We start from the raw sequence: 26474 nt of genomic DNA, 5'->3' as shown, positions 1-26474 counted from the left end.
ATCAATAGATATTTGTAAACTATTTTCATGTGACTCAAAATCAATCCATGCTCTTTTGTGTCTTATAGCAGATTTACTTCACATCATTTTAACATTTAAAATTCAAAATGGGGAGTAAACATTCTAAACACAGAACATTCAGTGAGGACTTTATTCTCACTTTACTTCGTGAGTATTACTCATCAGAAGTGTCAATTAATTTCATCTGTCGTAAGTACGGCATTAATAGTGCCAGCTTTTATCAATGGCAAAAAAGTATGATTTAGATGAAAAAAAGCTATCTTTGTCGCATGATATTATTACTAAATTAAAAGCTATGCGTAGTAAGAAAGCTATGGAGAAAGCCCCTCTAACTCGTGAGGAAGAGCTTGAAGAACAAGTATCGAATTTGAAGAAAGCTTTGGAGTATTCTGAACTTCGCAATCAAGGTTTGATGAAAGTCATAGAGATAAGCAGTAAGGAATATGGTGAGGATTTGCTAAAAAAAGCTGGCGCCAAGCAGTAGACAGCCTTCGAGTCAGCAACCCTTGTTTATCAATTGGGCTGCTGAGTGGACTGTTTGGCAAGACTCGTGAAGGCTATTACTCTGTGAGTAAAGAGAAGAGGGAGCATCGTAAACTTACTGAGAAAATTGTCGTACGTGCAGTAATGGATGTTCGTGCAGATGCTCCTCGAATAGGTGCACAGAAACTTTTGCACATGCTTATGGATATCTATCCTGGCTTAATGCTTGGGCGCGACAGGTTCTACCAGCTAATGCACAAGCATCACCTTATGCTGAAGCCATCCAGATGTCGCCACACCACGAACTCCAATCACAACTATTTCAAGTATAAGAACACGGCAAAAGGAATGGTTCTTACACGTCCTGCACAACTCTGGGTAGCAGACATCACATATATAGATACTGAGGATGGTGTGGTCTATCTTCACCTCATAACCGATGCATTCACTCATGAGATAATCGGATGGAAGCTTTCTGACAGTCTGCAGGCTGTCAATACGCTTGCTGCCCTAGACATGGCAATAGAACATTCACAGGGTATGAATCTCTCGCTGATGACGCACCACTCTGATCGTGGGGTTCAATACTGCAGCAACGCCTACGTGGCAAGGCTGGAGAGTATACGCTCGGGCATAAGCATGACTGAAGACTACAACCCTACAGATAATGCAATCGCCGAAAGAGTGAACGGAATAATAAAGCAAGAGTGGCTCTACCACATGAAACGACCGAAGAACCTCGATGATGCACGATGCACTATTGCTGGTATCATAGACTTCTACAACAATAAGAGACCCCATATGAGCAACGGCATGCTTACGCCAAGACAAATGAGAGAAAAGCACTGCAATGTAGCATAAGGGTTTCTGTGCGTTTCATGGTATTAAATTTTGTAAGTTGAAGGAAAAATATAACTTTGAACATGTGCTACACACGTTCAGACTTCATTGTCAAGATTTATGACTATGTAAAGCGAATCAGTAAAGTTTCCATGGGGGTGTAAAGCTGTTCAGGAAGCAAGTAAAAAATGTGTAAACCAATTTAGTAACAATAACCAGAAAAGTGTGAAGTAAATTTAGGCATAGTCAACTCAAAATCAATCCATGCTCTTTTGGGTTCTAAAAGACGCCTAATTGACTTGCAATAGGTGCCCTTTTGAAGTCTAACTAACGCCCTTTTGAAGTCCAATTAAGCACCTTTTCTTCTACACCTTTATAAGCAATTGATTTCCTGTTGGTTACAAACCTACTTTTTATCCGTGTTATTATCCTGATTTATAGCTGTTTTGTTTGATAATATGTAATGATTTTTCAGGTAGCTATCTTTTGAATTATTAAAGTAAATAAGAGGCTCTGTGTCGGAGGATGATAATAGAATAGAAAGCTGAGAGACTTAGCTATGCTTTTGTTTAATGAGCAACTTCGGTTTTTCCGTCAAAGGTATACGAAAAGTATTCATACATTTAACGAAAAACTATTTGTATTGATTAATATGATGTGGCTGTTAGCAAAATTACTTGCTTCATCCCATAAGGAATGACATTATATCTTATAAATTAGACATCTAACAACTCAAATAGGAGATTTATTTCCTCTATAACTTTCTGTTCTATTTCTTTCTCAGTACTACCAAATTCCATAAGTTTTCGAGATCCAAGCCATCCTTTACGGCTTTTATATCCTTTTTCTTTTAGCTTTTCTATGACAATGTCATCATTTGGGTTGATTTGAGGAGTCTTATATTTATCTTCATAAGCCTGACGGACAAAAATATAACTCTCAGCTATTGTAATTCCATATTGGGCATTTTCATCTTTGCGTATCCTATTTCCATTATTGTAAATATAGGTTTTCTTCCTTTCGAGGATAGAATGTTCTATACTTTTTATATCAATATTATTTTTTTTAGAAACAGGTTTCTTCTCTTTTAAACGCTTATGATATGCTTGAATTTCATTTATACAGAAAGACTCCAAGTTATTAAGGTCTATCTCGTCAATACTTTTATAATTAAAGACATAAGAAAAGAATTTTGCTATTAAAGTCCTTTCTTCTGTAGTTAGGAACGCTCCAGGGTGGGGAATCCCAAAACATGGTATACCATTGAATGTACCCATATATATACGCGCCATTATCGGATTACGTGTCTTATCATACTTGAAAGAAAAGCCATCTATCGAAATCGAAGCTAATCTGTAGAACGCATTCCTACCACTTAACCATACAATCATCTTAGGCTTAATTCTTCTGACTAAATCTATAGTCTGTGGAAACGTAGTCTTTAATAGTGATTGGCTCAGTTCTTTCTCCTTAACAGTGTTGAAAAAAGTGGCATTCGTCAGGACAAATCTTCTTTCGTCGTCAAGAATATTCGGTTCCTCAACATCTTTAAAGAATCTCTTTAAATTCATAAAATAATGCCAAGTATGATGACGACTCCAATTTGTACAATTCCCATACTGGGGAGCTCTACCGAAGTTCCCTGATATAAGTTGTTCTGCTGTCATCCCTGTAGCCGAGCTTATTCCCCAGTTTGGATTCTCAATCATTTGTTGGTAAGTACCGCCAGAACCAGGGTTAATACCTGCTATTAAAATATCAACAGAATTTACTCCTATAATTTTGTTTAAGTTAGATTGAGTATAGAATGCAGGAGTCTTTTCTCTACCACGTTCGTCTGCTATCTTATTATACAGCTGAACCGTTTTCTCTCCCCATAGCAATAACTCTTCTTTTGTCATATTTTAAGCAATTATGTACTCTCAATTATAATTATTCAATTTTGCCACCTATTCTAAAATATTGAGTTTTACAAGATAAGCATAACGCCTCTTATTTTTCAACGATGTCATTGTGCCTCTGAAGAAACACGCTATAAAATTAACATTTTTATTTTTATTATTAGGTAATAAACGTGGATAAAATTTGGTTTATCCATTTTATATAGAGGTTACTATAAAAAAAATACTGGTAATCTTCCCATAAAAACATACTGTTTGCTATTATATTCTTACCTTTGTAAGGTGATATTCTGAAATCGAATGTAATGATAAATCTAAACTAAAAAATACTTCAAAGAAATTAGAAATATGAGAAAGATACGTTATTTTCGCTTGTTGTAGGTGTTGCGATACGGCATGAAGTGTTTTCTATAAATCAAGGTGGCAACTATCTCTTTTAGATAACGAAACAGCTATTAAAAAGAGGTTTTAGTCATATCTTTTAAATATTTTTCTAAGTTTCTCAAAAAAAGTTCCTAAATCCGTGCAGTCTTTTAAGCAAAACATGCTCCTTTTAATAAAAAGGTATGGTATATCTATGAATATAGATGTTAATATAGACGCATGTAAACAGGGAGAACGTGAGGCTCTCGGAAATTTATATAAGGCATATTCCGACAGATTAAAGAGAATATGCCTGCACTACGTGGAAGATGAAAGTACGGCAGAAGATATTTTGCACGATGCTTTTATCATCATTTTTACCTCTATTAATTCGCTGAAGGACAACTCAAAATTGGAAGGATGGATGATAACGATTGTGAGAAACCTTTCGTTGAGATTCCTACAAAGTACAGAAAAAAGTAATATTCTTTTATCCAGTCTGGGGAAAGATTTGTTGAGCGAAGAAGACGATAAAGAAAAGAATATAGAACTGGAGTTGTTGCTGTCAGCGATAGAACTGTTACCAGAGGGGAACCGAGAAATATTCAAACTCTCAGTGTTGGACGGTCTTTCACATAAGGAAATAGGGAATCTGCTTGGTATCAATCCACATAGTTCTTCTTCGCAGTTGGCTCGGGCAAAGAAAATGCTGCGTGTCATATTGATTAAGTATTGGATGCTGTTCTTGCTTCCCATCCTGATACCTGTCTATATCTATTTCGTAATGAGGGACAAGTTCGTTGACACATCTCATAATAGATCAACGGCTTTAGATACTCATCATAACTTTCCAAAACGAGTTCAACAAAATAGAGCTGCTTCTCAAAAGAATGGGCAGCCAAGGTATTCTATACCTTCAAGTGCTACTGAAAATGATAGGCGTGTTTTGGCAGAAAAGACTCTTTCTACTGAAGATATTTCTTCACAGATCATAACAGACAGTGTTGAATCAGAGCAGCAGCCAGTATTCTTCCATGTAGATTCCTTGCCAAAGTATTTGGCTACTGGTGAAATCAGTATAGACGACTCCGTGCTCCGTATTCCACAAATTTCAGAAGATAAAATGTTGGCATCGAATGGAAACATGAACCTCGATGTAAACCATAAGAAGAAATACCCGTGGACATTCAACTTCGGCTATTCCTCCAATGCTGGAGCCAATGGAACTATGTCTAATTTGAACTATCTCTCGGTGGTAGATTATGCTAACGGCGGTGCGGCTGCCAAACTATATACCTGGGATGATTATGTAAATTATTTAGTCAGGAACAATGCGCTGATGGATTCTGTAGAGAGGGCAAAAATGTCATGGATTGCACTGAATAATGCAACAGAGGGCAATGCGTCTTTAGGTGAGAAGGCGCATCACTACCGCCCAAAAACATTTGGTTTATCGCTTAATAAGCAATTAAGTCAGCATTGGACTTTTGGCACAGGATTGACCTATACAAGGTTGAAGTCTGATTTTGAGAGCGAGTTTAATGGTGCGACTTTGTTGAAGAGTCAGAAAATTGATTATATAGGCATACCATTGCGATTGACCTATCGTATATGGAGCAAGGGACGATTCAATGCCTATACGACCGGTGGAGTGACATTCGAGATGCCAGTTCACAGTTCACTTGATAAGAAGTATATCATAACGTCTGACTCGTCCTACACTCTGAAGGGTGACATCAAGCCACGTTATCAGTGGTCTGTAAACTTAGGTGCCGGTGTGCAGTACAAGCTATTCAAACCTTTCAGCCTGTATATAGAACCAAATATGTTCTATTATTTTAGAAATGGTAGTAGTCTCGAAACTTACCGTACAGAGCATCCGTTTATTATTACCGTACCATTCGGATTACGGCTTACTTGGTAAATGGAGAGAATGAATTGATAAAAAGGTTATAAAACTGTGCAGTCTTTTTTCTGTTTTCTACTCTTACAATAAAAGACAAAACTTAAAAAATATGTACAGTATTTATGACTACATCCACAATGGAATGGTATTTGTCAACAATGTAGTACGCAGACAGCATAAGGAACTTACCTCCTTGATGATATATTCCACTACCAACTGCCAGTCACGTTGCAAGCACTGTTCCATTTGGAAGAAACCTACGGAAAATTTAAGATTAGACCACATCATCAAGATAATGAACAGCAAATGTATAACGAAACGCACGACGGTCGGCTTGGAGGGAGGTGAGTTTATCCTTCATCCCGAAGCAGACAAGATATTGGGATGGTTTGACACTCATCATCCTAACTATACGCTGCTGTCTAATTGTCTTGCGGTAAACAAGGTAATATCTGCTGTAAAAAATCATCACCCCAAGCATCTGTATATTTCACTTGACGGCACCAGAGAAACCTATCTCTATATGCGTGGCAGGGATGGATATGATAAGGTTATCGAAGTTATAGAGGCGTGTAGGGATATTGTTCCTATTTCCTTGATGTTTTGTCTTTCTCCGTGGAACTCGTTTGAGGATATGAAGCATGTCATAGATTGTGCTAAACAATATAACATTGATGTACGTATTGGCATTTATAGCACAATGTCATTCTTCGACACAACCAAAGATTTAATAGAATCCAATGATGCGGATTTCATCAGCCAGATACCCTCTTCCATACATCAAACATATGAGAACTTTGACTTTGTAGCTATGTATGACGAGTGGAAGAATAATAGACTGAAGTTACGGTGTCATAGCATATTCAGTGAATTGGTCATACATTCTAATGGGGATGTCCCCTTATGCCAGAATTTAGATGTAATCTTGGGTAATATTCACGAGAATACGCTCGATGAGATATTCAATTCAAGGAATACGTGCAAAATTCAATGTCAGTACTCCAAAGAATGCAATCAATGTTGGATCAACTATCACCGAAAATATGACATTATCCTGTTAAGAAATATAGAAAAGATAATCCCCAAACGGTTGATAGAGTTGTTTTATGGGAAGTATCAATGGACCAGCAACAGGCAAACTACCTATAATAAACATTTCAAACGAATAAAAGCAAAGCTAAAATGGGATATTTAGATAACATCATAGGCAGATACAAGTATATACGCAGTATGAGAGAGTTGAGTCATACTTACACGCAACAGTATGCTCTTGTTGGGTTTGGCAATCATTGTGCAAACAACCTTCTGCCCGTCATACAGTATCTTCAGTTACCACTGAAATATATCTGCTGTACCTCAGAGAAGAAAGCCGAACTGATTTCTCAAAAGTATAAAGGAGTCAAAGGAACAACTTCTTTACAGGATATACTGCTTGATGATACCGTTTCTGGTGTTTTTGTGGCAGCTAATCCCCATTCACACTTTCAGATTGCAACCGAAACTATAAAAGCAGGAAAGTCCTTATTTATAGAGAAACCACCCTGTGAGAATGAAAGAGAATTAAAGTCTTTGACCGATACTATCAAGCTATATGGCTCACAACATATCGTTGTCGGACTGCAAAGGCGTTTTGCCCCTGCCACTCAAGTATTGAAAAAACGATTGAAAGGTGATGGCAAACGGCATTATCATTATCGCTATCTGACAGGATTATTCCCTGAAGGAGATACTTTACTTGACCTATTCATCCATCCTCTTGACTATGTAACATTCCTTTTTGGAGAGGCAAAGATAAAGAGCTTGGATGTTATTCGCAGTAGAGATGGTGCTCAAACTTTATTTCTTGTATTGGAGCACCAAGATATAACAGGAATGTTGGAACTATCAACAGATTATTCTTGGCAAGAAGCACAGGAACAGCTAAATATCAGTACAGATAAAGGACTTTATGTGTTGGAAAACATGGAGCGACTTGATTTCATGCCGAGACGCTCAGCATTGTTAGGGATTCCGTTGGAGAAAGTCTTTCCAAACAATGGAGCAACAATTTGTCTCTACGGAAGAAACAACTTTGTCCCAACTATTGGGAATAACCAAATCGTTTCACAAGGGTTCTTTTCTGAAATCAAGACTTTTGCCGACATGATTGAAAACAAACATGAGGCTAATTATGCTTTGGGTTTGGAAAGTGTTAATCATGTTTATTCCTTAATGGCAGAAATAAAGAAGTATATGAACATAATTGACGACCACATATTATAATAACTAATTAAATCCAACAAATTATGAAAAGGTACTTTTGTGTATTACAGGCGTTCATCTTCTCGTTGCTGTTTATAGGTTGCAGCAATGAAGATGAGTCTGCTTCAACTCCCACAGTGCAAGCATCGAAAACGGAATTGTTTGCTATAGGGACAGCCCGAATGACAAGAGCCGCTTTAAGCCCCTATCTCTTTACACTTGACAACATCAAGTCTTTCAACGCGCAGACGCGTGAGATTATTTTTCAAGATTTTGAGCCGACAAGTCTGCTTTTTCCCATTTATCGTAACATAGAAATACATTCGTATGGTAAGGTTCTACTCCATATCTCAACGTTTGTGTCATCTTTCAATAGTCAAATCTTCACAGACTTATCATTAGTTTCAGAATCTGGCAAGTTTTATCTGAGTGACTGTTACCCACGTAATATTGAGGACAATAGTCAATATGTTAAAGAGAACAAGGCCATTCAAAAAGCAAAAGAAAAAAGAGCGGCAGAATGGGGAGAGTTTCTCTCAATACTCAAAAAACACGGGAAGTTGATTGAATAGTAAACACTATCCATAAAATGTATGTCTTTATTGCGGATTTCAGCAATAACAGAAATACGTAATAATATAAGCAAGAAATAACTTGTAATTACGTTTATATAAATATCAACATATAAAATCCTTGTAATTATGAAAAAAGTATTTTACAGCCTAATCCTTTTCTGTGGATTATCTGCATGTTCCTCTGAGAAGGTATCTCTTGAGCCATTAAGAATTTATGATGTTGCAAATTCTAATTGTAAGTTAAGCATCTCACCGACAGATACACGTCCTGACTTCTATGCAGAAAACAATTCTATTCCAGCAAAATTAAGTATAGAGTTGGACAAAGACGGTATAGCCCAGTGTCTACTGGAAGATTTGAAAGCCAACTGTTCCGTAAGAAAGATTTATGTGAATATTGCTAATCAAGATAATCAGATAACCCTTATCGTGTACCATAATGTCCTTGATGCACTGGCCGATTGTATTTGCAAATACGACGTTAATTTTAAGATTAGCAAATTTACATCTGGTAATTATAAGCTAAGGGTGTACTATGCTAATCCAAATATGAAATATGATGAATCTAATATTGCATATAATGGACAAGTAAATATTGTTCAGAATAGAAAAGTCTCTGTAAAATTCAATCCAGAAATAGGTTTACCTGAGAATTAAAGATGTAGGTGTCTATTCAAAATATGGCACTTGGGCTGGTATATATCAGGTCAAGTGTCATATAGTATTGTCAATATTTCATCTTCATCTTATCTTTTTCTCTATATATTCCTTTATAATTGAGTTTCCTGTCATTCATTATTATGACTTAACTTGTTAAATTACAGTAGGATTATGCGAAGTGTTAAGAGTGACTGCAAACTGAAATAAAAATTATTATTGTAGAAATGAGTAGTGTGTGTCTTCTTACTTTAGTCAGAAATATTACATCATTCTCTTAACTATCCAACGAACTAAGCGTGTTAGTTATTCGTCCCAAAAGATAGTATTTCAGCGGGCTTGATAGTTATCTAAACCACTTTTTTGCTGTCTGTCCCTATTATTTGGAGGCAATCAAAAGCTTTGATACATTTGCAACAGAAATCATTGTTTCACTTTTTAAAATCAAAGCGTATGAAAACTTTAGTTTCTAAAATCGTCGTTATCGTTGCTCTTATGTTTGCAACCAGTATGAATGCACAGAACAACAATCAGTTCGATGCACAGTTAAAAACCACTTTAAGTAACGTCAAGGCAGACGAAGCTACATCTATTGTAAAAGGAATGGATGAATTGAAGCGTATGGAAGTTCAGTATCCAGATGCTTGGCTCCCTACCTATTATCGTGTGTTCTATGCCCTTCAGTATGCTGCTCGCAACCCACAGAGTGATTATTCCTCCTTATTCTTAGATGCGGTGAAGGCTGATCTTGAGGCTTTACAGACAAAGAAGGGAGTTGACCGTTCAGAACAGTACACATTGAAAGGATTCTATTACACAGCCCTTATTACACAAAACCCTGTTGAGAATGGTAGGCTTTATTTTATCGATGCAATCTGCTGTTACAAGTCAGCCATTGGCATCAACCCAACGAACCCTCGTCCTCGTGTTCTTCTTTACATGTTCTTTGATAATATGAGTAAGCAGACCGGACAGCCAAGTATGAATAGTCCAAAGGATTTAGAGACTATTAAAGAGCTCTTTGCTAAGGAAAAGCAGACTGGTCTACAGCCTGCGTGGGGACGTAACCTGATAGAATATTGCAAGTAAAAGTAATCTGCTGAAGACATTAAACTCATAAAGATGTGGGGTGTATTAATCGTACGCCCCTATCTTTGTGAGGTCCTTTATCATACAAAGGAATTATGCTAATAGATACTATAAATTGTCATCAAGTATTCATAAAAGCGAAGATAAGGAGTATAGATTTGCTCTCTTTAAGAAAAAAATGTATCTTTGAAGCCTAAAAACAGATATTATTGAAAACAAAGAACGATTTAAGCTATGGCAAATTCATTAGACGAAGTGACAGGACCTGTGAATGATGCAGGTCGTGACGTACATGTAATAGACAAGCAATTGCCAGTTGAAGTAGGTTTTGGTTCAACCCTTTTCCAGATTGCTTTGTGGGTAGTTGGTCCGGTGTTGGTATTGTTGTTTGTGCTGTTATTGGATAGTACGATGACAAATCCATTGCTTGTAGGTGTTGTAGGCTGTTTGGTGGGAATCCTTCCTGGTGTTATCTTTATCTTTATGAAGATATCAGCACGTAACTATTTTCAGAAGTTAGAACAGCGTATTCAGGCTGAGGCATCTAATATAGACAACTATTTGGAACAGCGAGTGCAGATACTGCAGAACGTAGTTGGGTTGGTAGAGCGTGCTATCGACCTTGACAAAGACGTGATGAAAGCCGTTGCAGCCCTTCGTAGTGGTAGTGTGAACGAGGGAAATAGAAGTGATGTGAATGCACAAGTAAATACAGCCTTCGGTCGACTCTTTCCACAGGTTGAGGCTTATCCAGAGTTGAAAGCACACAATGCCATTGCTGATGCGATGCAGCAGAATAACTACTTGCAGCGTGAGATTACGGCAGCTCGTACTGTTTATAACAGTCGTGTAACACAATGGAATACTGATATCTTCTCTTGGCCAACAAAGATGATTGTTGCTGCTCAGCAGGGTTATACAACTCGCATACCATTTACTGCAACAGCAGAAACACGAGAGGCAGCGAGAGGTAAGTTCTTCTAATACTACAGAAGTAAATGATAGAGGATATATATGATCCACTAAACGAATACATCAGCACCTTCAAAGATAAGTTCAAGAAGGTGGCTGATGAAACCTTTAATGCACTTGCTGACGAGGCGCAGGTTGATGTTGAGGCTAATCGTGAGACGTGTAGGCAAATCTATGCAGGTGAGAAGCAACTCACGGATGTGTCTGGTCGTATCACGATGTGGACTATCTTATGTGTCATTCTGTGGATAGCTGTGGTGGCAGGTGGTGCCGTTGTTTATGTGAAGTGGAACGAGTTTCCTATGGAGCATCTCTTGATGATAGGTGGAGGGGCGGTCTTACTGCTTGTCTTTCTATTACTCAAGGTACATCCAAAATTGAAGTCCTTACGTACTCAGCATAATGAATTAGACAATAAGGTGAAAACTTTGAAGGAACAGGCATGGAATCAGATGGCTGCTCTGAATAGGCTTTACGACTGGGATGTCTTTACGCGTATGATGTCGAAGACTGTTCCCAGACTGGAATTTGACCCTTATTTTACGATACAACGACTGGCAGACCTTCGTAAAACATACGGATGGAACGACTCCTTTAATGCTGAGCGTTCTGTGCTTTATTCCCATTCAGGACTTATTAATGGTAATCCTTTCGTCATCTGTCGAACACGAAAGATGGAGATGGGAGAGAAGACTTATCACGGTCAGAAAACCATTTTCTGGACAACAACAGAGACGGGTCCTGATGGAAAGCCACGTACTGTGTCTCACTCAGAAACCTTACATGCCAGTGTAACAGCGCCTTATCCTAATTATTTTGAGCGTACAAGGCTTATCTATGGTAATACAGCAGCACCCGACTTGACCTTCTATCGTAAGCCGAGTGGGCTGGCAGGAAAAGAAGGTTCGTTACGTTATAAGTGGGATCGGTTTATGTTGAGACGTAAAGCACGCAACCTTGAGAGTGGCGACTTTGCGATGTTGACGAATGAAGAGTTTGAGGTTGCGTTCAATACAAGTAATCGTAATAACAATCAGCAATATGCTTTACTTTTCACACCATTGGCACAACAGAGTATGATGGCACTGTTGATGGACGAGAAAGAGGGCTATGGTGATGACTTTGATTTCGATAAGCATTACATGATAAACACTATCATGCCAGAACATTTACAAGTGTTAGACCTCGATATGAACCCTGCTCAGTATCGCAGTTTTGACTTTGAGAAGGCTAAGAAAGACTTTTACGAAATCAATGAGAGATACTTCCGTGCTATCTACTTTAGTTTTGCACCCTTGTTGTGTGTACCGATGTATCAGCAGATACGTCCACAGAAGGATATCTACGGACATGATATGGAACAGAAGAGTTCGTTCTGGGAACATGAAGCATTGGCTAACTTTTGGGGACAGGAGAATTTCCAGCATCCTGATTGTGTGACTCCTTGTATCATGAAGACTTCTTCTGCGGCACAGGGCGATGGCAGTACGCTGATTAACGTGACAGCTTATGGCTTCCGTTCAGAACGTCGTATGTCTTATATTAGTAAGTATGGTGGTGACGGTTCATGGCATGATGTACCTGTGGAGTGGTATGAGTTCTTACCTGTTGAGGGCAATGGTCGTATTATGATGCAGGAGGATGAGACGCAAAACGATACTGACATGAGTCAGAAACTGCGTATGAATCATATTAGTGAAGTCTTACAGAAATCGCACTTGGATGTTTATAGAAGGCATATTGTCTCTAAGATATAAGCAGAGAAAGCAAGAATGAATAGCAAAGGGACGATAGAAGTATTTCGCTTTTATCGTCCTTTGTTTATGTAAGGGGAGTCTTGAGTAGAAGTGAAGCGCTTGCCTTAGATTCGATAATATATTCGAGAACAAGCATACATATAAACTTTCTAATGCTGACTGCTATTTTTGAAACAGTTGAAGAGCATAAGACAATTGAGTATCTTTCCCTGATAAGAAATCATTAACTTTCATTGGTACCAAATAGTTCGGGCTTATTCCTTTCCCTTCTAATGGGAAACCCTTGGGAGAAGAACCTGACGAATGTCCTACAGGAAGTCGATAGAATATTCCGTGTGAAGTCTTAAAAAGACAAATAACACCACCTGTATCACCAGCTGAAGATGTACCAACCAACACGGCATCACCACTTTCTTTCATTGTAATGAGAAAAGTCTCAGCGGAAGAACAGGAGTAATTACCCATCAAGATGATTACTTTTCCCTTATAGCTGTTAGGGGAAGGAGAAATTGTAGACCCATTCCAATTACGTCGTTTACCTTTTATTAAATTCTGCGCAATATTATCTCCTATCCAACTGTTGCCTCCCCCATTCTGACGCACATCAACTATCAAGTATGGAAGTTTGCTTAGATGCTTCAAAGCTTTGGTGAATTCAGTGTAAGCATTGTCTTGCATGCTTTTCACATTTATATATCCAACCTTTGAAGAAACCATCCTCCAAGTTACATTTTGTTCCTCTTCCTTTGTGGGAAAAGACTTCGATTGTAGATGAATGGTGATAGTTATGGGTCTTCCATGGCGAATAATTCCAAGTGTCTTTATAGAACTTGTATAACTACAGAGTATGGTCAAAGCTGATAGTAGATAGCGAGTGGCATCTGTTGAAGCTGAGACATATTTGCTATTATGCATCACCCATTTATTTGTAGATACACCATCAACAGTTACAATCTCGTCTTTATCTTGCAATCCTGCCTTTATAGCAAAGACTGAAGGGTGATTAATAAACACACGATTCTCAATGACTGTGATATTATCCCCTTGTATGAACCAAGGATATAGTATGCTTTCATTATTTGCATGAGTGCATTTCAAATTGGCAAAGAATTCCATTATAAGTAATGAATAAGCCACTTTCGATTGCATGGTGTCAATTCGTTGAAGGCAGGTGGCGTGAATCGAATCAAGGTTGATGTGTTTCTTAGTAATATATGGGTATTTCTTTTTGACCTGTTCGAATATCTCTTCAAAATCACTTCGGAAGTCTTTTGGATTAACAGGTATCTTGCCTGCTGTGAATTGTTGAACCTCATCCCAGTCTGCATGCCCATGCGTTGGATACCATCTATTTAGAGCAAACACTGCAAATATAGATACTATTAATCCAAAGGTAACAATCATCAATACAACAGACTTCTTCATAATGCACTTATGTAAAAGTAATGTAATACTAAATCGGTTCATAAGAGAGAAAGCTTTGATTGGTCATAGACTTCCTTTTGAAGCTAAAATATGAGTTGTAAGTGCTTCATACGTTAGACGTAAGGATTTATGAAAATCAGCTTCTATATATCTCTAATGAACCGATTTGAAGATTTATAGAGTATCTTTATAACTTCTCACCATAGCACAAGTCGCCAGCATCACCGAAGCCAGGAACAATGTACTTATGCTCGTTCAGTCCTTCGTCAATTGCTGCACACCAGATGGTGGTAGAGTCTTCAGGGAAAGTTTTGCGGATATGTGCGATACCTTCTGGTGTAGCCAAAAGACAAGCAACATGCACATGACGAGGTGTTCCTTTTGAAAGGATGGCTTTGTAGCCAAGCTCCATAGAACCACCCGTAGCCAACATTGGGTCAGCGATGATAAGTGTCTTACCATTGATATCAGGTGTAGCAAGATATTCAACGTGAATACCTACCTCATGATGTTCAGCATCCGTATATTCTCGATAAGCACTAACGAAGGCATTACCAGCATGGTCGAATATGTTAAGGAAACCGTTATGGAAAGGCAATCCAGCACGGAAAATAGTAGCCAAAACAATCTTGTCAGTTGGTACATTAACCTGAGCCGTACCTAATGGAGTAACAACATCCTTTGGTTCGTAGTTCAGTGTTTTAGAAATTTCAAAAGCTTCGAACTCTCCGATACGCATAACATTGTTGCGGAAGAGCAAACGATTCTTCTGATAATCCTTATCACGGATTTCTGCTAAATACTGATTGATAATAGAGTTCTGCTCTGAAAAATTAATGATGTCCATTTTAAGTCTTAGGTGTTATAGATAAGCAAGTTAGCAACTTGCTCTGCAAAATTTCGGCAAAAGTAAGAAATAAATCTGAGGTTTTGCAAAGTCTGATTTGCAAATATAGCCATGCTTCTTGTTTTTTTTATTTCTTTAACCTTCTAAGCAAATACTTTGATACTTTTTCTTCGGTATTTTTTGTGTGAATTTAATAAATATATTACCTTTGCGGTGTCTTAGTAAATAGGACATAAAAACAGTGAACAAATCAATTTTCAACTAAATACATTTATAAGAAATGGCAAAGTTTGATAAGAGCGTACTTGAGAAGTACGGTATTACAGGTACAACAGAAGTACTTTACAATCCTTCTTACGAAGTATTGTTCAATGAAGAAACAAAAGAGAGTCTTCAGGGCTATGAAAGAGGTCAGGAGACTGAGCTTGGTGCAGTAAACGTAATGACTGGTATCTACACTGGTCGTTCTCCTAAGGATAAGTTCATCGTTGATGATGAGAACTCTCACGATACAGTATGGTGGGATTCAGAGGAATACCATAACGACAACCACCGTGCTTCTAAGGAAGCTTGGACAGCTGTTAAGGACATCGCTAAGAAGGAGCTTTCTAACAAGCGTCTTTTCGTAGTTGATGGTTTCTGCGGTACTCACAAGGATACACGTATGAAGATTCGTTTCATCGTTGAGGTTGCTTGGCAGGCTCACTTTGTAACAAACATGTTCATCCGTCCAAAGTCAGAGGCAGACTTCGATCAGGAGCCAGACTTCATCGTTTACAACGCTTCTAAGGCTAAGGTTGAGAACTGGAAGGAACTCGGTCTTCATTCAGAGACTTGCGTTATGTTCAACGTAACAACTAAGGAGCAGGTAATCGTTAACACATGGTATGGTGGTGAGATGAAGAAGGGTATGTTCTCTATGATGAACTACTTCTTGCCATTGAAGGGTATGGCTTCTATGCACTGCTCTGCTAACACTGACATGAATGGTGAGAACACAGCTATCTTCTTCGGTCTTTCTGGTACAGGTAAGACTACTCTTTCTACCGATCCAAAGCGTAAGCTCATCGGTGATGACGAGCACGGATGGGATGACAAGGGTATCTTCAACTACGAGGGTGGTTGCTATGCTAAGGTTATCAACCTTGACAAGGAGTCTGAGCCAGACATCTATGGCGCTATCACACGTGATGCTCTCCTCGAGAATGTAACAGTTGACGAGAATGGTAAGATTGACTTCGCTGATAAGAGCGTAACTGAGAACACTCGTGTTTCTTACCCAATCTACCACATTAAGAACATCCAGCGTCCTGAGTCTCAGGGTCCAGCTGCTAAGCAGGTTATCTTCCTTTCAGCTGATGCATTCGGTGTATTGCCTCCAGTATCTATCTTGACTCCAGAGCAGACTAAGTACTACTTCCTCTCTGGTTTCACAGCTAAGTTGGCTGGTACAGAGCGTGGTATCACTGAGCCTACTCCAACATTCTCTGCTTGCTTCGGTCAGGCATTCTTGGAGCTCCACCCAACAAAGTATGCTGAGGAGTTGGTTAAGAAGATGCAGCAGAGTGGTGCTAAGGCTTACTTGGTTAACACTGGTTGGAATGGTACAGGCAAGCGTATCTCTATCCGCGATACTCGTGGTATCATCGACGCTATCTTGAACCACTCAATCGACGCTGCTCCAACAAAGCAGATTCCTTACTTCGACTTCACTGTTCCTACAAAGCTCGAAGGTGTTGCAACAGAGATCCTCGATCCACGTGACACTTACGCTGATGCTGCTGAGTGGGATAAGAAGGCTAAAGACCTCGCAGAGCGTTTCATCAAGAACTTCAAGAAGTACGAGACAAACGAGGCTGGTAAGGCTCTCGTAGCAGCTGGTCCACAGCTCTAATCCTTTCGGAATACTTCTGAATAGATAATAATGACTCCCATCCGTAGCAATACGGGTGGGAGTTTTTGTTTGTCCTGCTGTAATAGAGAATAATAAGACTGATAATTTTAGGTAGAAATATAACGTACTTTTACTACAGTAATTTTAATTTTGTTTTGCTGTCACTTTTAACACTTCGTGTAATAGTGCTGATTGTTAATGAGTTATGTAATGGTTTTGAGTGACAGGAGTGACAGCAAAGTTTGTTTTGGTAAGGTTATCCGTCTTTGTTTGTGAATAAATTTTTAGTTAGGATGTCTCTACTATCATCTCTTATTATGTACATTCAACCTCCATTTTCCTCTACTTCTCAGTATGGTTTATCATGTAGTAGGCTTGCTTTGTGATTCTCATCTGAATATTAAACTTCTGATGGCAATTGTGGCGAAATGTGAAGAGTATCCGCACCACTCGTGCTAAGCCTCCGCACAGGTCGTGCGGAGGCTTAGCACGAGTGGTGCGGACCATTAGCATGTTCATAGAAAGATGTAGAGATGTATTTGAATGATATTTAGCTGATCTTCAGTAGGTTAAAAAAGTAAGTTTGATTTGGGAAAGACCTTATCTTATCTTAGTGTTTCATCCTTCTTTTCAATGGTAATCAGTTAGCTATGCAATGCGAAATAAGTAAACAATTAAAGTCGTAGAAAAGTAGAAGAAGGATTAGGTTTTAAGTCGGAAGAAGATGAGTAAAAAGACTATAATGTCAATCGAAAAGTTTAGGTGAAGGTAAGTAAGATAGCAGAAGCTTATCAGATGTGATTTATTGGTCTTTTTTCTTCAAGTTTATCGTTACTTTGGCAATACTTACTAAACAAACTTAAAAAAAAGTGGTTATTTTCCATATTTTACATAATTAACCCCCTTAAAGGCGTTGAATCTGAAGAATTCTGATTAAATTTGCAGCTAAATTCAATTATTAGTATCTGATGCGTAATAAGATATATACTCTCGTAGCTTTAATGATGGCTACTTTGACAATGACTTCTTGTCTTAAGGACGACGACGAGAAAAACAGCGTAAGTTACAAAGACACGGCTATTTTGAGCTTTTCTTTGGGGCAGTTGAAGCAAGTTCGCGACACTGTTGCCAAGAATGGTAGCGATAGTTCTTATACAGCAAACTTCAATGCTGCTAAGGTAAAGTTTTATATCGATCAGGAACAGGGCTTGATTTATAACCCTGACTCTTTACCATACGGCACAAAGGCAAGCAATGTCTTAGCGAAGATTGTAACTAAGAATAGTGGAACGGTTGTTATTAAGTCAACAACTGACGAGAAGTACTCTTATTACAACAGCAATGATTCCATCAATTTTAGTACTCCACGTTTCTTCCGTGTTTATTCAAACCAAGGAAGCGAGTATAGAGATTATAAAATTTCTGTGAATGTCCACAAGCAGAAGGGTAATGTCTTTAGCTGGCAAGCACTGCAAGCAAATAGTAACTTCAGTTCGTTTACGGCAATGAAGGCTGTTAGTACGGGGAGTAAGGTATTTGTCTTTGGTTCAAATGGTAGTCAGACTATTGCTTACGCTGCTGATAAGGACAATGGCAATAACTGGACAAAACTCAGTAAGGTTTTTACTGCAAATGCTTATAAGAGTGTAGCCGTGCAGGGTACAAAGCTTTTTGTTATCGATAATGGCGTGGTATATAGCTCTACAGATGGTAGCAGTTGGACAACAGTCGCAACCAACAGCAACCTGAAGCTGTTGGTGGCAGCATCACCAGCAGAGTTATTCGCATTGTCAACTAGTGGTACATTATTAGCGTCAAAGGACAATGGTACAACGTGGACGAATGAGTCATTAGATAGTAACGCATCACTGCTTCCAGTAAACAATATCAACGCTTCGCTCACAGCCCTAACAGCTGATATGTATCGAGTTCAGCTCGTTGGGACATTGGCAGATGGAACAAAGAATGTTTCTTGGACGAAACTTTCTTATCGTCAGAATGAGGCTTGGAGTTATGTAGTGAGCAATGCTGATAAGTTCCAGCTCCCACTTTATAAGACCCTTGCAGTAGTAGGCTATGATAAGGCAACACTTGCCTTGGGCGTTGATACAAATGGTAAGCTGGCTTCTATGCTCCTCTCACGCGATGGTGGTATCACATGGAAGAGTGATAAGGATTTCATTTATCCAACCGACTTACAACCAGCAACTGCTTTCACAGCAACTGTAGATAGTGATGAGTTCCTCTGGATAATCAGTGGTACAAAGGTTTGGCGTGGAAGACTCAATAGAGTAGGCTGGGAGTTGAACCTTAGTCGTCTGTAAGATTACGACAAAAAACATTGAGCAACAATGAAACGTTTCGTCATCAACCTCCTACTTGTCCTTGCAGCTACACCTCTCTGGGCGCAGTCTGACGCAGAGTATAAGATGGAGATTGGTGCTGGTGTCGGTATGATGGGGTACTTAGGCGACTTTAATGAGTCGTTGCTGAAGGACCTGCAGCCGATGGGAACGGTGTTAGCAAGATATAATTTCAGCCCATACATGGGATTAAAGATGAACGTATCGTTTGGAAAGATGAAAGGTTCGTCAGCTGATGTCAAGACTTACTATCCACGTTTTGCTTCAGCTCCCTATACATTTGACAACTCATTGGTTGACGTTGGTGTTGCTTACGAATATAACTTCCTTCCATATGGTACAGGTCGTGACTATCGTGGTGCACAGCGCTTGTCACCATACGTGACAATAGGATTAGGTGCCACCTATGTTAATATTAAAGGCGGTGACCGCAAGTCGGTGCTCACAGCGAATCTTCCAATCGGATTGGGTGTGAAGTATAAGGTCAGTGAGCGTATGAATGTCGGTTTGCAGTGGGCATTACACTTCTCGTTGAGCGATGAGTTAGACGGACAGAAAGATCCCTACGGCATTAAGAGTAGCGGACTATTTAAGAATACAGACAGCTATTCAACCCTACAGCTGACGTTCTCTTATAGTTTTATGACAAAGTGTAAGACTTGTCATAATGAGGACGAGTAAGGGAAGTTAGTTCCGACCTTGTTATATAAGGTAATGTCTAAAGTGTGCAGACATAAGTGCTGTACAGGACAAAACAAAGGTTTATCTCTTCAATAGATATGGCAGAAGAATTAGATATGACACGAATACCCCAGCACATTGCTATCACAATGGATGGTAATGGACGTTGGGCAACAGAACGGAACAAGCCACGCTCCTACGGACATCAGGCAGGAGTTGATACCGTACGTCGCATCACATCTGAATGTGTACGATTGGGAGTGAAGTTTCTCACGCTCTATACCTTTTCAACTGAGAATTGGAATCGTCCTACCGATGAAATTGCAGCGTTGATGGGACTTGTGCTTACGTCTTTAGAAGATGAAATCTTCATGAAGAATAATGTGCGTTTCCGTGTTATTGGTGATATGGCACGTCTGCCAGAAGAAGTGCAGAAGAAATTGCGTGAGACGGAAGAACATACCGCAAAGAACTCCGCAATGACGATGGTTGTGGCTCTTAGCTACAGTGCACGTTGGGAGATAACAAAAGCGATGAGGGAGATTGTTGCAGAATATCAGGCTAACAGCTCTGAACCTTTGCTTTCCGAAATGATTACAGAAGAGATGATTAGCGAGCATTTGGAAACAAACTTCATGCCTGATCCTGACCTCTTGATAAGGACGGGTGGCGAGCTTCGCATCTCCAATTACCTCTTATGGCAGATAGCTTATTCTGAGCTATACTTCTGTGATACCTATTGGCCTGACTTCAACGAGCAGGATTTGCAGAAAGCCATAGCAAGTTTCCAGAGCAGACAGCGTCGCTTTGGAAAGACTGAGAAACAAATAGAAGAAAACGAAAACAATTAAGTTACGCAATAGATGACTAAAATTAATAAGGTATTGATGCTCCTTGCATTCTCCGGAGTTTCACTTGTGGCGAGTGCACAGCAGAAGATTGTAAACCCTGACATCACTTATACTGGTAGTCCTAAGACTTACAAGTTGGTAGGACTGACCGTTACGGGCATTGATGGCTATGAGGATTATGTCCTCACTGGTATCTCTGGACTTGCTGTAGGACAGGAGTTGGAGGTTCCAGGTACGGCAATCACAGACGCTGTGAAGCGTTACTGGAAACATGGACTCTTCTCTGATGTTTCCATTACAGCTGACTCTATCGTAGGAGATAATATCTATCTGAAGATACATCTCGCACCGCGTCCTCGTATCTCAACCATCAACTACAATGGTTTGAAGAAGACAGAACGTGATGATTTAGAGAAGAAACTCGGTCTTTTGAAGGGTGGACAGATTACGCCAAACATGCTTGATCGTGCGAAGATACTTGCTAAGAAATACTTCGACGAAAAGGGTTACAAGAATGCTGAGGTCTTTATTCGTCAGCGTGACGACGTTGCAGCAAAGAATCAGGTTATCCTTGATATCGATGTAGACAAGAAGGAGAAGCTGAAGGTGCGCTCGATCATTATTGATGGTGACAGCCTATTGGGTGATAAGAAGATTAAGGGTACCTTGTTTAGCAAGGGTGCTTTTTCGAAGACCCATGAGGCAAGAAAACTGTCAAATCTCTTAAAGTCGAAGAAATTCACACCAGAGCGTTGGGCTGAGGATAAGAAGAACCTTATCACAAAGTACAACGAGTATGGTTTCCGTGATGCCACTATTCTGAAGGATAGCGTTTGGAATGTTGACCCAAAGCATGTAGATATCTATGTTAAGGTTGATGAGGGTAAGAAGTATTATATCCGTAACATCAAATGGGTAGGTAATACCGTTTACTCAACCGACTATTTGTCTCGTTTGCTCGATATGAAGAAGGGCGACGTGTATAATCAGACCTATTTAAACAAGCGTCTTTCACAGGATGAGGATGCTGTGGGTAATGCTTATTGGAATAATGGATATCTCTTCTATAACTTGCAACCAACAGAGGTGAATATTGTCGGCGACTCTATTGACCTTGAGATGCGTATTACAGAAGGACAGCAGGCACATATCAACCGAGTGAAGATTAATGGTAACGATCGTCTTTACGAGAATGTAGTGCGTCGTGAATTGCGTACAAAGCCAGGCGACCTCTTCTCTAAGGAGGCACTCCAGCGTTCTGCACGTGAGTTGGCGTCAATGGGACACTTCGACCCAGAAGCTATCAACCCAGTACCAGAGCCAAACTATGAGGACGGAACTGTTGACATCAATTATAACCTCAAGCAGAAGTCAAACGACCAAGTTGAGCTTTCATTGGGTTGGGGTCAGACAGGTGTTATTGGTCGTGTCGGCTTGAAGTTGAATAACTTCTCAATGGCGAACCTCTTCCGTAGAAATCGTGAACATCGTGGTATTATGCCAATCGGTGATGGTGAGACACTTTCATTAGGTGCACAGACGAATGGTACTTACTACCAGTCATACAATGCTCAGTACTCAACCAACTGGTTGGGCGGTAAGCGTCCTATCCAGTTTAATGTGGGTATGTCGTATTCAAAGCAGACAGATGTGTCAAGCAACTATTATAATAGTGGTTACTTAAATAACTATAACAACTATCGTTATGGTTATGGAAACTACAATTATAACAGTTATGAGAATTATTATGACCCAGACAAGTATGTGAAACTCTTGAGTGTCTATGCAGGTTGGGGAAAGCGTCTAAACTGGCCTGATGACTATTTCACCTTGTCACTCCAATTGCAGTACCAACGTTACATGTTGCGTAATTGGCGTTACTTCATTATGTCGAATGGTTCAGCCAACAACTTGAACTTCAACATTGCGCTTAATCGTACGTCAACAGATAACCAACTCTTCCCACGTCGTGGTTCAGACTTCTCAGTATCATTGACCATTACTCCGCCATGGTCTAAGTGGGATGGTAAGGACTATGCACACTTGGCAACTGACCGTAACTCTCCAACTTACTCACAGGAGCAGCAGGAGAAGTATCGTTGGGTTGAGTATCATAAGTGGAAGTTTAAGGCTCGCACCTTTACAGCCCTCACAAGTGGTCAGAAATGCTTCGTCTTGATGACCCGTGTTGAACTTGGATTGTTGGGTAGCTATAATAAAAATAAGAAAAGTCCGTTTGAAACCTACTACATGGGTGGTGATGGTATGAGTGGATACTCTACGGGTTACGCTGAGGAGACAATTGGTCTTCGTGGTTACGAGAATGGTTCACTCACTCCATATGGTGCTGAAGGTTATGCTTACACTCGTATGTCATTGGAGCTTCGCTACCCATTCCTCTTGGGTAACACGACTATTTATGGTCTTGGTTTTGTTGAGGCTGGTAATGCATGGACCGATACAAGTAAGTTTAATCCATTTGACATGAAGCGTTCAGCTGGTCTTGGTGTCCGTATCTTCCTCCCAATGGTTGGTATGATGGGTATTGACTGGGCTTATGGCTTCGATAAGGTATTTGGTACGAGGGGCGGTAGCCAGTTCCACTTTATCCTTGGACAAGAATTCTAAGCAGAAGTCAAAGGGTAAAGATATAACTGCAGGATTGCCCTGAAATAGAATTATTAAAAGAAGAAAATTGTATGAGAAAATGTATATTAAAGAAAGGTTTAGGAGTAATGTTTCTTCTTTACCTATTTGCTTTCTCACCTTTGACAGCTTCTGCACAGAAGTTTGCACTGATTGATATGGAGTATATTCTCAAGAATGTGCCAGCTTACGAGCGTGCTAATGAGCAGTTAAATCAGGTAAGTAAGAAGTGGCAGGCTGAGGTAGAGGCTCTCAATACGGAGGCTTCTACTATGTATAAGAATTATCAGAACGAGGTTGTTTTCCTTTCTCAAGACCAGAAAAAGAAAAGACAGGAAGCTATTCTTGCAAAGGAGAAGCAGGCATCTGATCTTAAGCGTAAGTACTTTGGTCCAGAAGGTGAGCTCTTTAAGAAGCGTACCAGTCTGATTACCCCTATACAAGATGAGATTTACAATGCTGTAAAGGATATCTCCGACCAGCGTGGTTATAGTTTGGTAATTGATCGTTCAAGCAATGCTGCTGGTATTATCTATGGTTCGCCAAAGGTGGACATAAGTAATGAGGTATTGCAGAAGTTAGGATATTCTTATCAGTAAAGAAAATTTTAGATAGCTTTTCTAGGAGCTCTAGGTACCCTAGTAATCCTAGACTCCCTAGTAACCCTAGGAAATCAAGAAAAATAATAAACAATTAAACAATAAAAAGAAATGAAAAAGTTATTTTTGATGTTGATGCTCTGTGCGCCAATGACATTGTTCGCACAGAAGTTTGGTCACCTTGACTCACAGGCTCTCCTCCAGTCACTTCCAGAGGCTATAGCTATTCAGAGTAAGTTAGAAGCTAAAGGTAAGGAGTACCAGAAGCAGATTGAAGACATGCAGGCTGAATTGCAGCGTCAGGCTGAGGCTTACGACAAGTCTAAGAGCACTATGAACGCTACAAAACAGGCTGAGACAGAGAAGAATTTGCAGGATATGTACACTAAGATCCAGCAGACTGCTCAGGACAACCAGAAGGCCTTCAACGAAGCACAGCAGAAGCAACTCGGCCCTGTTCTTGAGAAGGTTCGCAACGCCATCGCAGCTGTAGCTAAGACAGGTAACTATGTTTACATCATGGAGAAAGCTGCTGGTCAGCCATTGTACATCAACGAGGCACTCAGCAAGGATGTTACTGCTGAGGTAAAGGCTCAGTTGGCTAAGATGAAGTAAAACATTGCGGGTGCCTTTGCCCCGTGGTTCATTCTCCTTGATTTATGGTGGAGTGAAGCTTTCCTAGTATTTCTAGCTTTCCTAGGTAGCCTAGGGTTCCTAGGGGGGCTAGTTGTCGAATAAGCTGGAAAGGTTCTTTCCATTCATATTTAAGAGGAGATAAAAGGGTGAGGTCACCGCACGGATATTTGTTCTTGCGATGACCTCATTTTTGTTTATATAGAGATAATAAAAGAAATAATGAAAAAGCTATTCTTATCCCTTGCTTTTATGCTCTTGCCACTCTTGGCGGCAGCACAGCAGAGTGTTACTGCTTTTAAGTTTGCTTACTTTAGCTATGATAAAGTGTTGCACGCAATGTCTGACTATGCAACGGCAACACGTACTTTTAATGAATTGAAAGCGAAGTATGATGCTGAGACGAAGCGTTCAGTTGATGATTTCAATAGCCGATATGAGGACTTCCTTGAGGTACAACGTAAATTGGAACCATCTATTCTTCGTAAACGTCAGGCTGAATTAGAGGAACTGATGGAACGTAACATTGCTTTTCGTAAGGAGTCTGAACGACTGCTGAAGAAGGCTGAAGAGGATATCTACGCACCTGTTCGCACAAAGTTAAACAACACTGTACGTCAGATGGGCAAGGAAAGTGGTTACGCTTTCATCCTGAATACTGACAACAACACTGTTCCTTTCGTTAATACAGCGATGGGAGAGGATGTAACTGATGCTTTGATAACAGCCTTGAAGTAATTGTCTTTACAGCAGAGAAGGCTCTGCACGTATGGTGCGGATGCTCAGCACGTTTGGTGTCCATCATCCGCACATGATGTGTTGGGCGTCCGCACCAATCTGTAAGTAGGTGAATAGGATAACGATTAATTGTAATAGAAAAGAATCATGACAAAGTATTCTAAACAGCCAGGGCCAATCGGTATCTTCGACTCAGGGTATGGAGGACTGACCATTCTGCATGGTATTCGTCAGCTACTTCCCGAATACGATTATATATATTTAGGTGATAATGCGCGTGCACCATACGGTTCACGCTCTTTCGATGTGGTCTATCAGTTTACACGCCAGGCTGTGATGAAGCTCTTCGAACTCGGTTGCCAATTGGTTATCTTAGGTTGTAACACAGCTTCTGCCAAGGCACTCCGTACGATCCAACAGAACGATTTGCCCCATCTTGATCCTGAAAGACGCGTACTTGGTGTGATTCGTCCTACGGCAGAGGTGATCGGTAAGCTTACACAGTCCCGCCATGTAGGTGTCTTGGCTACCGAGGGAACCATCAAGAGTGATAGTTATAAACTTGAAATACAAAAGCTATGGGATGATGTGAAGGTGACGGGTGTTCCTTGTCCGCTCTGGGTGCCAATCATTGAAAACAACGAGGCAGACAGTCCCGGTGCCGACTATTTTGTGAAAAAGCGTCTTGATCATATCATGCGACTTGATCCAGAAATTGATACGCTTATCCTCGGCTGCACGCATTATCCTATCCTCATGCCAAAGATATTAAAGCATGTACCACGTGGCGTGCGGATTGTGCCACAGGGTGAGTATGTGGCAGAGAGCCTTAAGGATTATCTCCGTCGGCATCCTGACATGGATGCACGCTGTACCAAGCGTGCCACTGTGAAGTATTTCACTACGGAAAATCCCGAGAAGTTTGAGGAGACGGCACGTATCTTTCTGCATGAACAAGTGAATGTCGAGCATGTTGACTTGGAGTAAACATC

General features: G+C 40.0%; 23 protein-coding genes. 20 read left to right on the top strand and 3 right to left on the bottom strand.

Translation table 11 applies throughout. The features are described from left to right. The first annotated feature begins 107 nt into the window (after positions 1-107). From J4856_RS13310 to J4856_RS12450, 3 genes are read left to right on the top strand one after another with little or no spacing between them, the layout of a single operon-like run. Positions 108-266: a transposase gene (locus tag J4856_RS13310; protein ID WP_249117985.1), complete on the top strand. Its 159-nt coding sequence runs from the start codon at positions 108-110 to the stop codon at positions 264-266. A gap of 50 nt (positions 267-316) precedes the next feature. Beyond that, on the top strand, positions 317-505 hold the full coding sequence (locus tag J4856_RS13305; protein ID WP_244885760.1) for a hypothetical protein: 189 nt from the start codon (positions 317-319) through the stop codon (positions 503-505). Between the two features lie 32 nt (positions 506-537). Then, entirely contained in the window at positions 538-1365 is an 828-nt protein-coding gene (locus J4856_RS12450) for an IS3 family transposase (protein WP_211817825.1), read from the top strand. Positions 1366-2060: 695 nt separating this feature from the next. Here the strand turns inward: J4856_RS12450 and J4856_RS12445 are convergent. Next, on the bottom strand, positions 2061-3245 hold the full coding sequence (locus J4856_RS12445) for a hypothetical protein (RefSeq protein ID WP_025839038.1): 1185 nt from the start codon (positions 3243-3245) through the stop codon (positions 2061-2063). A 577-nt stretch (positions 3246-3822) separates the two neighbouring features. Here J4856_RS12445 and J4856_RS12440 point away from each other — a divergent pair. The 8 genes from J4856_RS12440 to J4856_RS12405 all read left to right on the top strand — a co-directional run bounded on the left by J4856_RS12440 (position 3823) and on the right by J4856_RS12405 (position 12805). Further along, positions 3823-5532 (top strand): sigma-70 family RNA polymerase sigma factor, encoded by a 1710-nt coding sequence (locus tag J4856_RS12440; RefSeq protein ID WP_065367666.1) that lies wholly within the window; start codon positions 3823-3825, stop codon positions 5530-5532. A gap of 91 nt (positions 5533-5623) precedes the next feature. Further along, positions 5624-6709, top strand: coding sequence for a radical SAM/SPASM domain-containing protein (locus J4856_RS12435; protein WP_025839036.1), 1086 nt, complete (start codon positions 5624-5626; stop codon positions 6707-6709). Further along, entirely contained in the window at positions 6697-7776 is a 1080-nt protein-coding gene (locus tag J4856_RS12430) for a Gfo/Idh/MocA family protein (protein ID WP_025839035.1), read from the top strand. The genes J4856_RS12435 and J4856_RS12430 overlap by 13 nt, the downstream gene beginning before the upstream one ends. A gap of 23 nt (positions 7777-7799) precedes the next feature. Then, positions 7800-8327: a hypothetical protein gene (locus tag J4856_RS12425; protein ID WP_025839034.1), complete on the top strand. Its 528-nt coding sequence runs from the start codon at positions 7800-7802 to the stop codon at positions 8325-8327. 129 nt (positions 8328-8456) lie between these two features. Then, positions 8457-8987 carry a hypothetical protein gene (locus J4856_RS12420; protein ID WP_025839032.1) on the top strand — a complete coding sequence of 177 codons (531 nt, stop codon included), beginning with the start codon at positions 8457-8459 and terminating at the stop codon, positions 8985-8987. A 453-nt stretch (positions 8988-9440) separates the two neighbouring features. Further along, positions 9441-10076 carry a hypothetical protein gene (locus J4856_RS12415; protein WP_025839029.1) on the top strand — a complete coding sequence of 212 codons (636 nt, stop codon included), beginning with the start codon at positions 9441-9443 and terminating at the stop codon, positions 10074-10076. Positions 10077-10310: 234 nt separating this feature from the next. After that, the gene (locus J4856_RS12410; protein ID WP_025839027.1) at positions 10311-11060 is read left to right on the top strand and encodes a LemA family protein; all 750 of its coding nucleotides are present in this window, start codon (positions 10311-10313) and stop codon (positions 11058-11060) included. 14 nt (positions 11061-11074) lie between these two features. Next, complete coding sequence (locus tag J4856_RS12405) at positions 11075-12805, top strand: MAG1210 family protein (RefSeq protein ID WP_025839025.1); 1731 nt, start codon at positions 11075-11077, stop codon at positions 12803-12805. Between the two features lie 162 nt (positions 12806-12967). On the opposite strand, the gene J4856_RS12400 is transcribed toward J4856_RS12405, so the two are convergent. Continuing rightward, positions 12968-14272: a S41 family peptidase gene (locus J4856_RS12400; protein ID WP_081764324.1), complete on the bottom strand. Its 1305-nt coding sequence runs from the start codon at positions 14270-14272 to the stop codon at positions 12968-12970. 145 nt (positions 14273-14417) lie between these two features. Beyond that, positions 14418-15077, bottom strand: a complete 660-nt coding sequence (gene upp / locus J4856_RS12395) for a uracil phosphoribosyltransferase (RefSeq protein ID WP_009013109.1) — start codon at positions 15075-15077, stop codon at positions 14418-14420. A gap of 280 nt (positions 15078-15357) precedes the next feature. Here upp and pckA point away from each other — a divergent pair, with 280 nt between their 5' ends. From pckA to murI, 9 genes are all read left to right on the top strand, one after another. Next, entirely contained in the window at positions 15358-16971 is a 1614-nt protein-coding gene (gene pckA / locus J4856_RS12390) for a phosphoenolpyruvate carboxykinase (ATP) (protein ID WP_025839021.1), read from the top strand. 968 nt (positions 16972-17939) lie between these two features. Further along, the gene (locus J4856_RS12385; RefSeq protein ID WP_025839020.1) at positions 17940-19295 is read left to right on the top strand and encodes a DUF6242 domain-containing protein; all 1356 of its coding nucleotides are present in this window, start codon (positions 17940-17942) and stop codon (positions 19293-19295) included. 27 nt (positions 19296-19322) lie between these two features. Further along, positions 19323-20015 (top strand): type IX secretion system protein PorG, encoded by a 693-nt coding sequence (gene porG / locus J4856_RS12380; RefSeq protein ID WP_025839018.1) that lies wholly within the window; start codon positions 19323-19325, stop codon positions 20013-20015. Between the two features lie 98 nt (positions 20016-20113). Beyond that, a complete protein-coding gene (locus J4856_RS12375; RefSeq protein ID WP_065367667.1) occupies positions 20114-20866 on the top strand; it encodes an isoprenyl transferase in 753 nt (250 codons plus the stop codon). A 12-nt stretch (positions 20867-20878) separates the two neighbouring features. Continuing rightward, the gene (locus J4856_RS12370) at positions 20879-23494 is read left to right on the top strand and encodes a BamA/OMP85 family outer membrane protein (protein ID WP_065367668.1); all 2616 of its coding nucleotides are present in this window, start codon (positions 20879-20881) and stop codon (positions 23492-23494) included. A 107-nt stretch (positions 23495-23601) separates the two neighbouring features. Further along, positions 23602-24111 carry an OmpH/Skp family outer membrane protein gene (locus tag J4856_RS12365; protein ID WP_044081176.1) on the top strand — a complete coding sequence of 170 codons (510 nt, stop codon included), beginning with the start codon at positions 23602-23604 and terminating at the stop codon, positions 24109-24111. 111 nt (positions 24112-24222) lie between these two features. After that, a complete protein-coding gene (locus J4856_RS12360; protein WP_025839016.1) occupies positions 24223-24726 on the top strand; it encodes an OmpH/Skp family outer membrane protein in 504 nt (167 codons plus the stop codon). Positions 24727-24966: 240 nt separating this feature from the next. Beyond that, entirely contained in the window at positions 24967-25482 is a 516-nt protein-coding gene (locus J4856_RS12355; protein WP_025839014.1) for an OmpH/Skp family outer membrane protein, read from the top strand. 147 nt (positions 25483-25629) lie between these two features. Next, positions 25630-26469 (top strand): glutamate racemase, encoded by an 840-nt coding sequence (murI, locus tag J4856_RS12350; protein ID WP_025839012.1) that lies wholly within the window; start codon positions 25630-25632, stop codon positions 26467-26469. Positions 26470-26474: the final 5 nt, after the last annotated feature.

Source organism: Prevotella scopos JCM 17725 (assembly GCF_018127785.1).
Lineage (GTDB): Bacteria > Bacteroidota > Bacteroidia > Bacteroidales > Bacteroidaceae > Prevotella > Prevotella scopos.
Note: the sequence above shows the minus strand (reverse complement) of the source record. Positions and strands in the feature narration are given on the sequence as shown.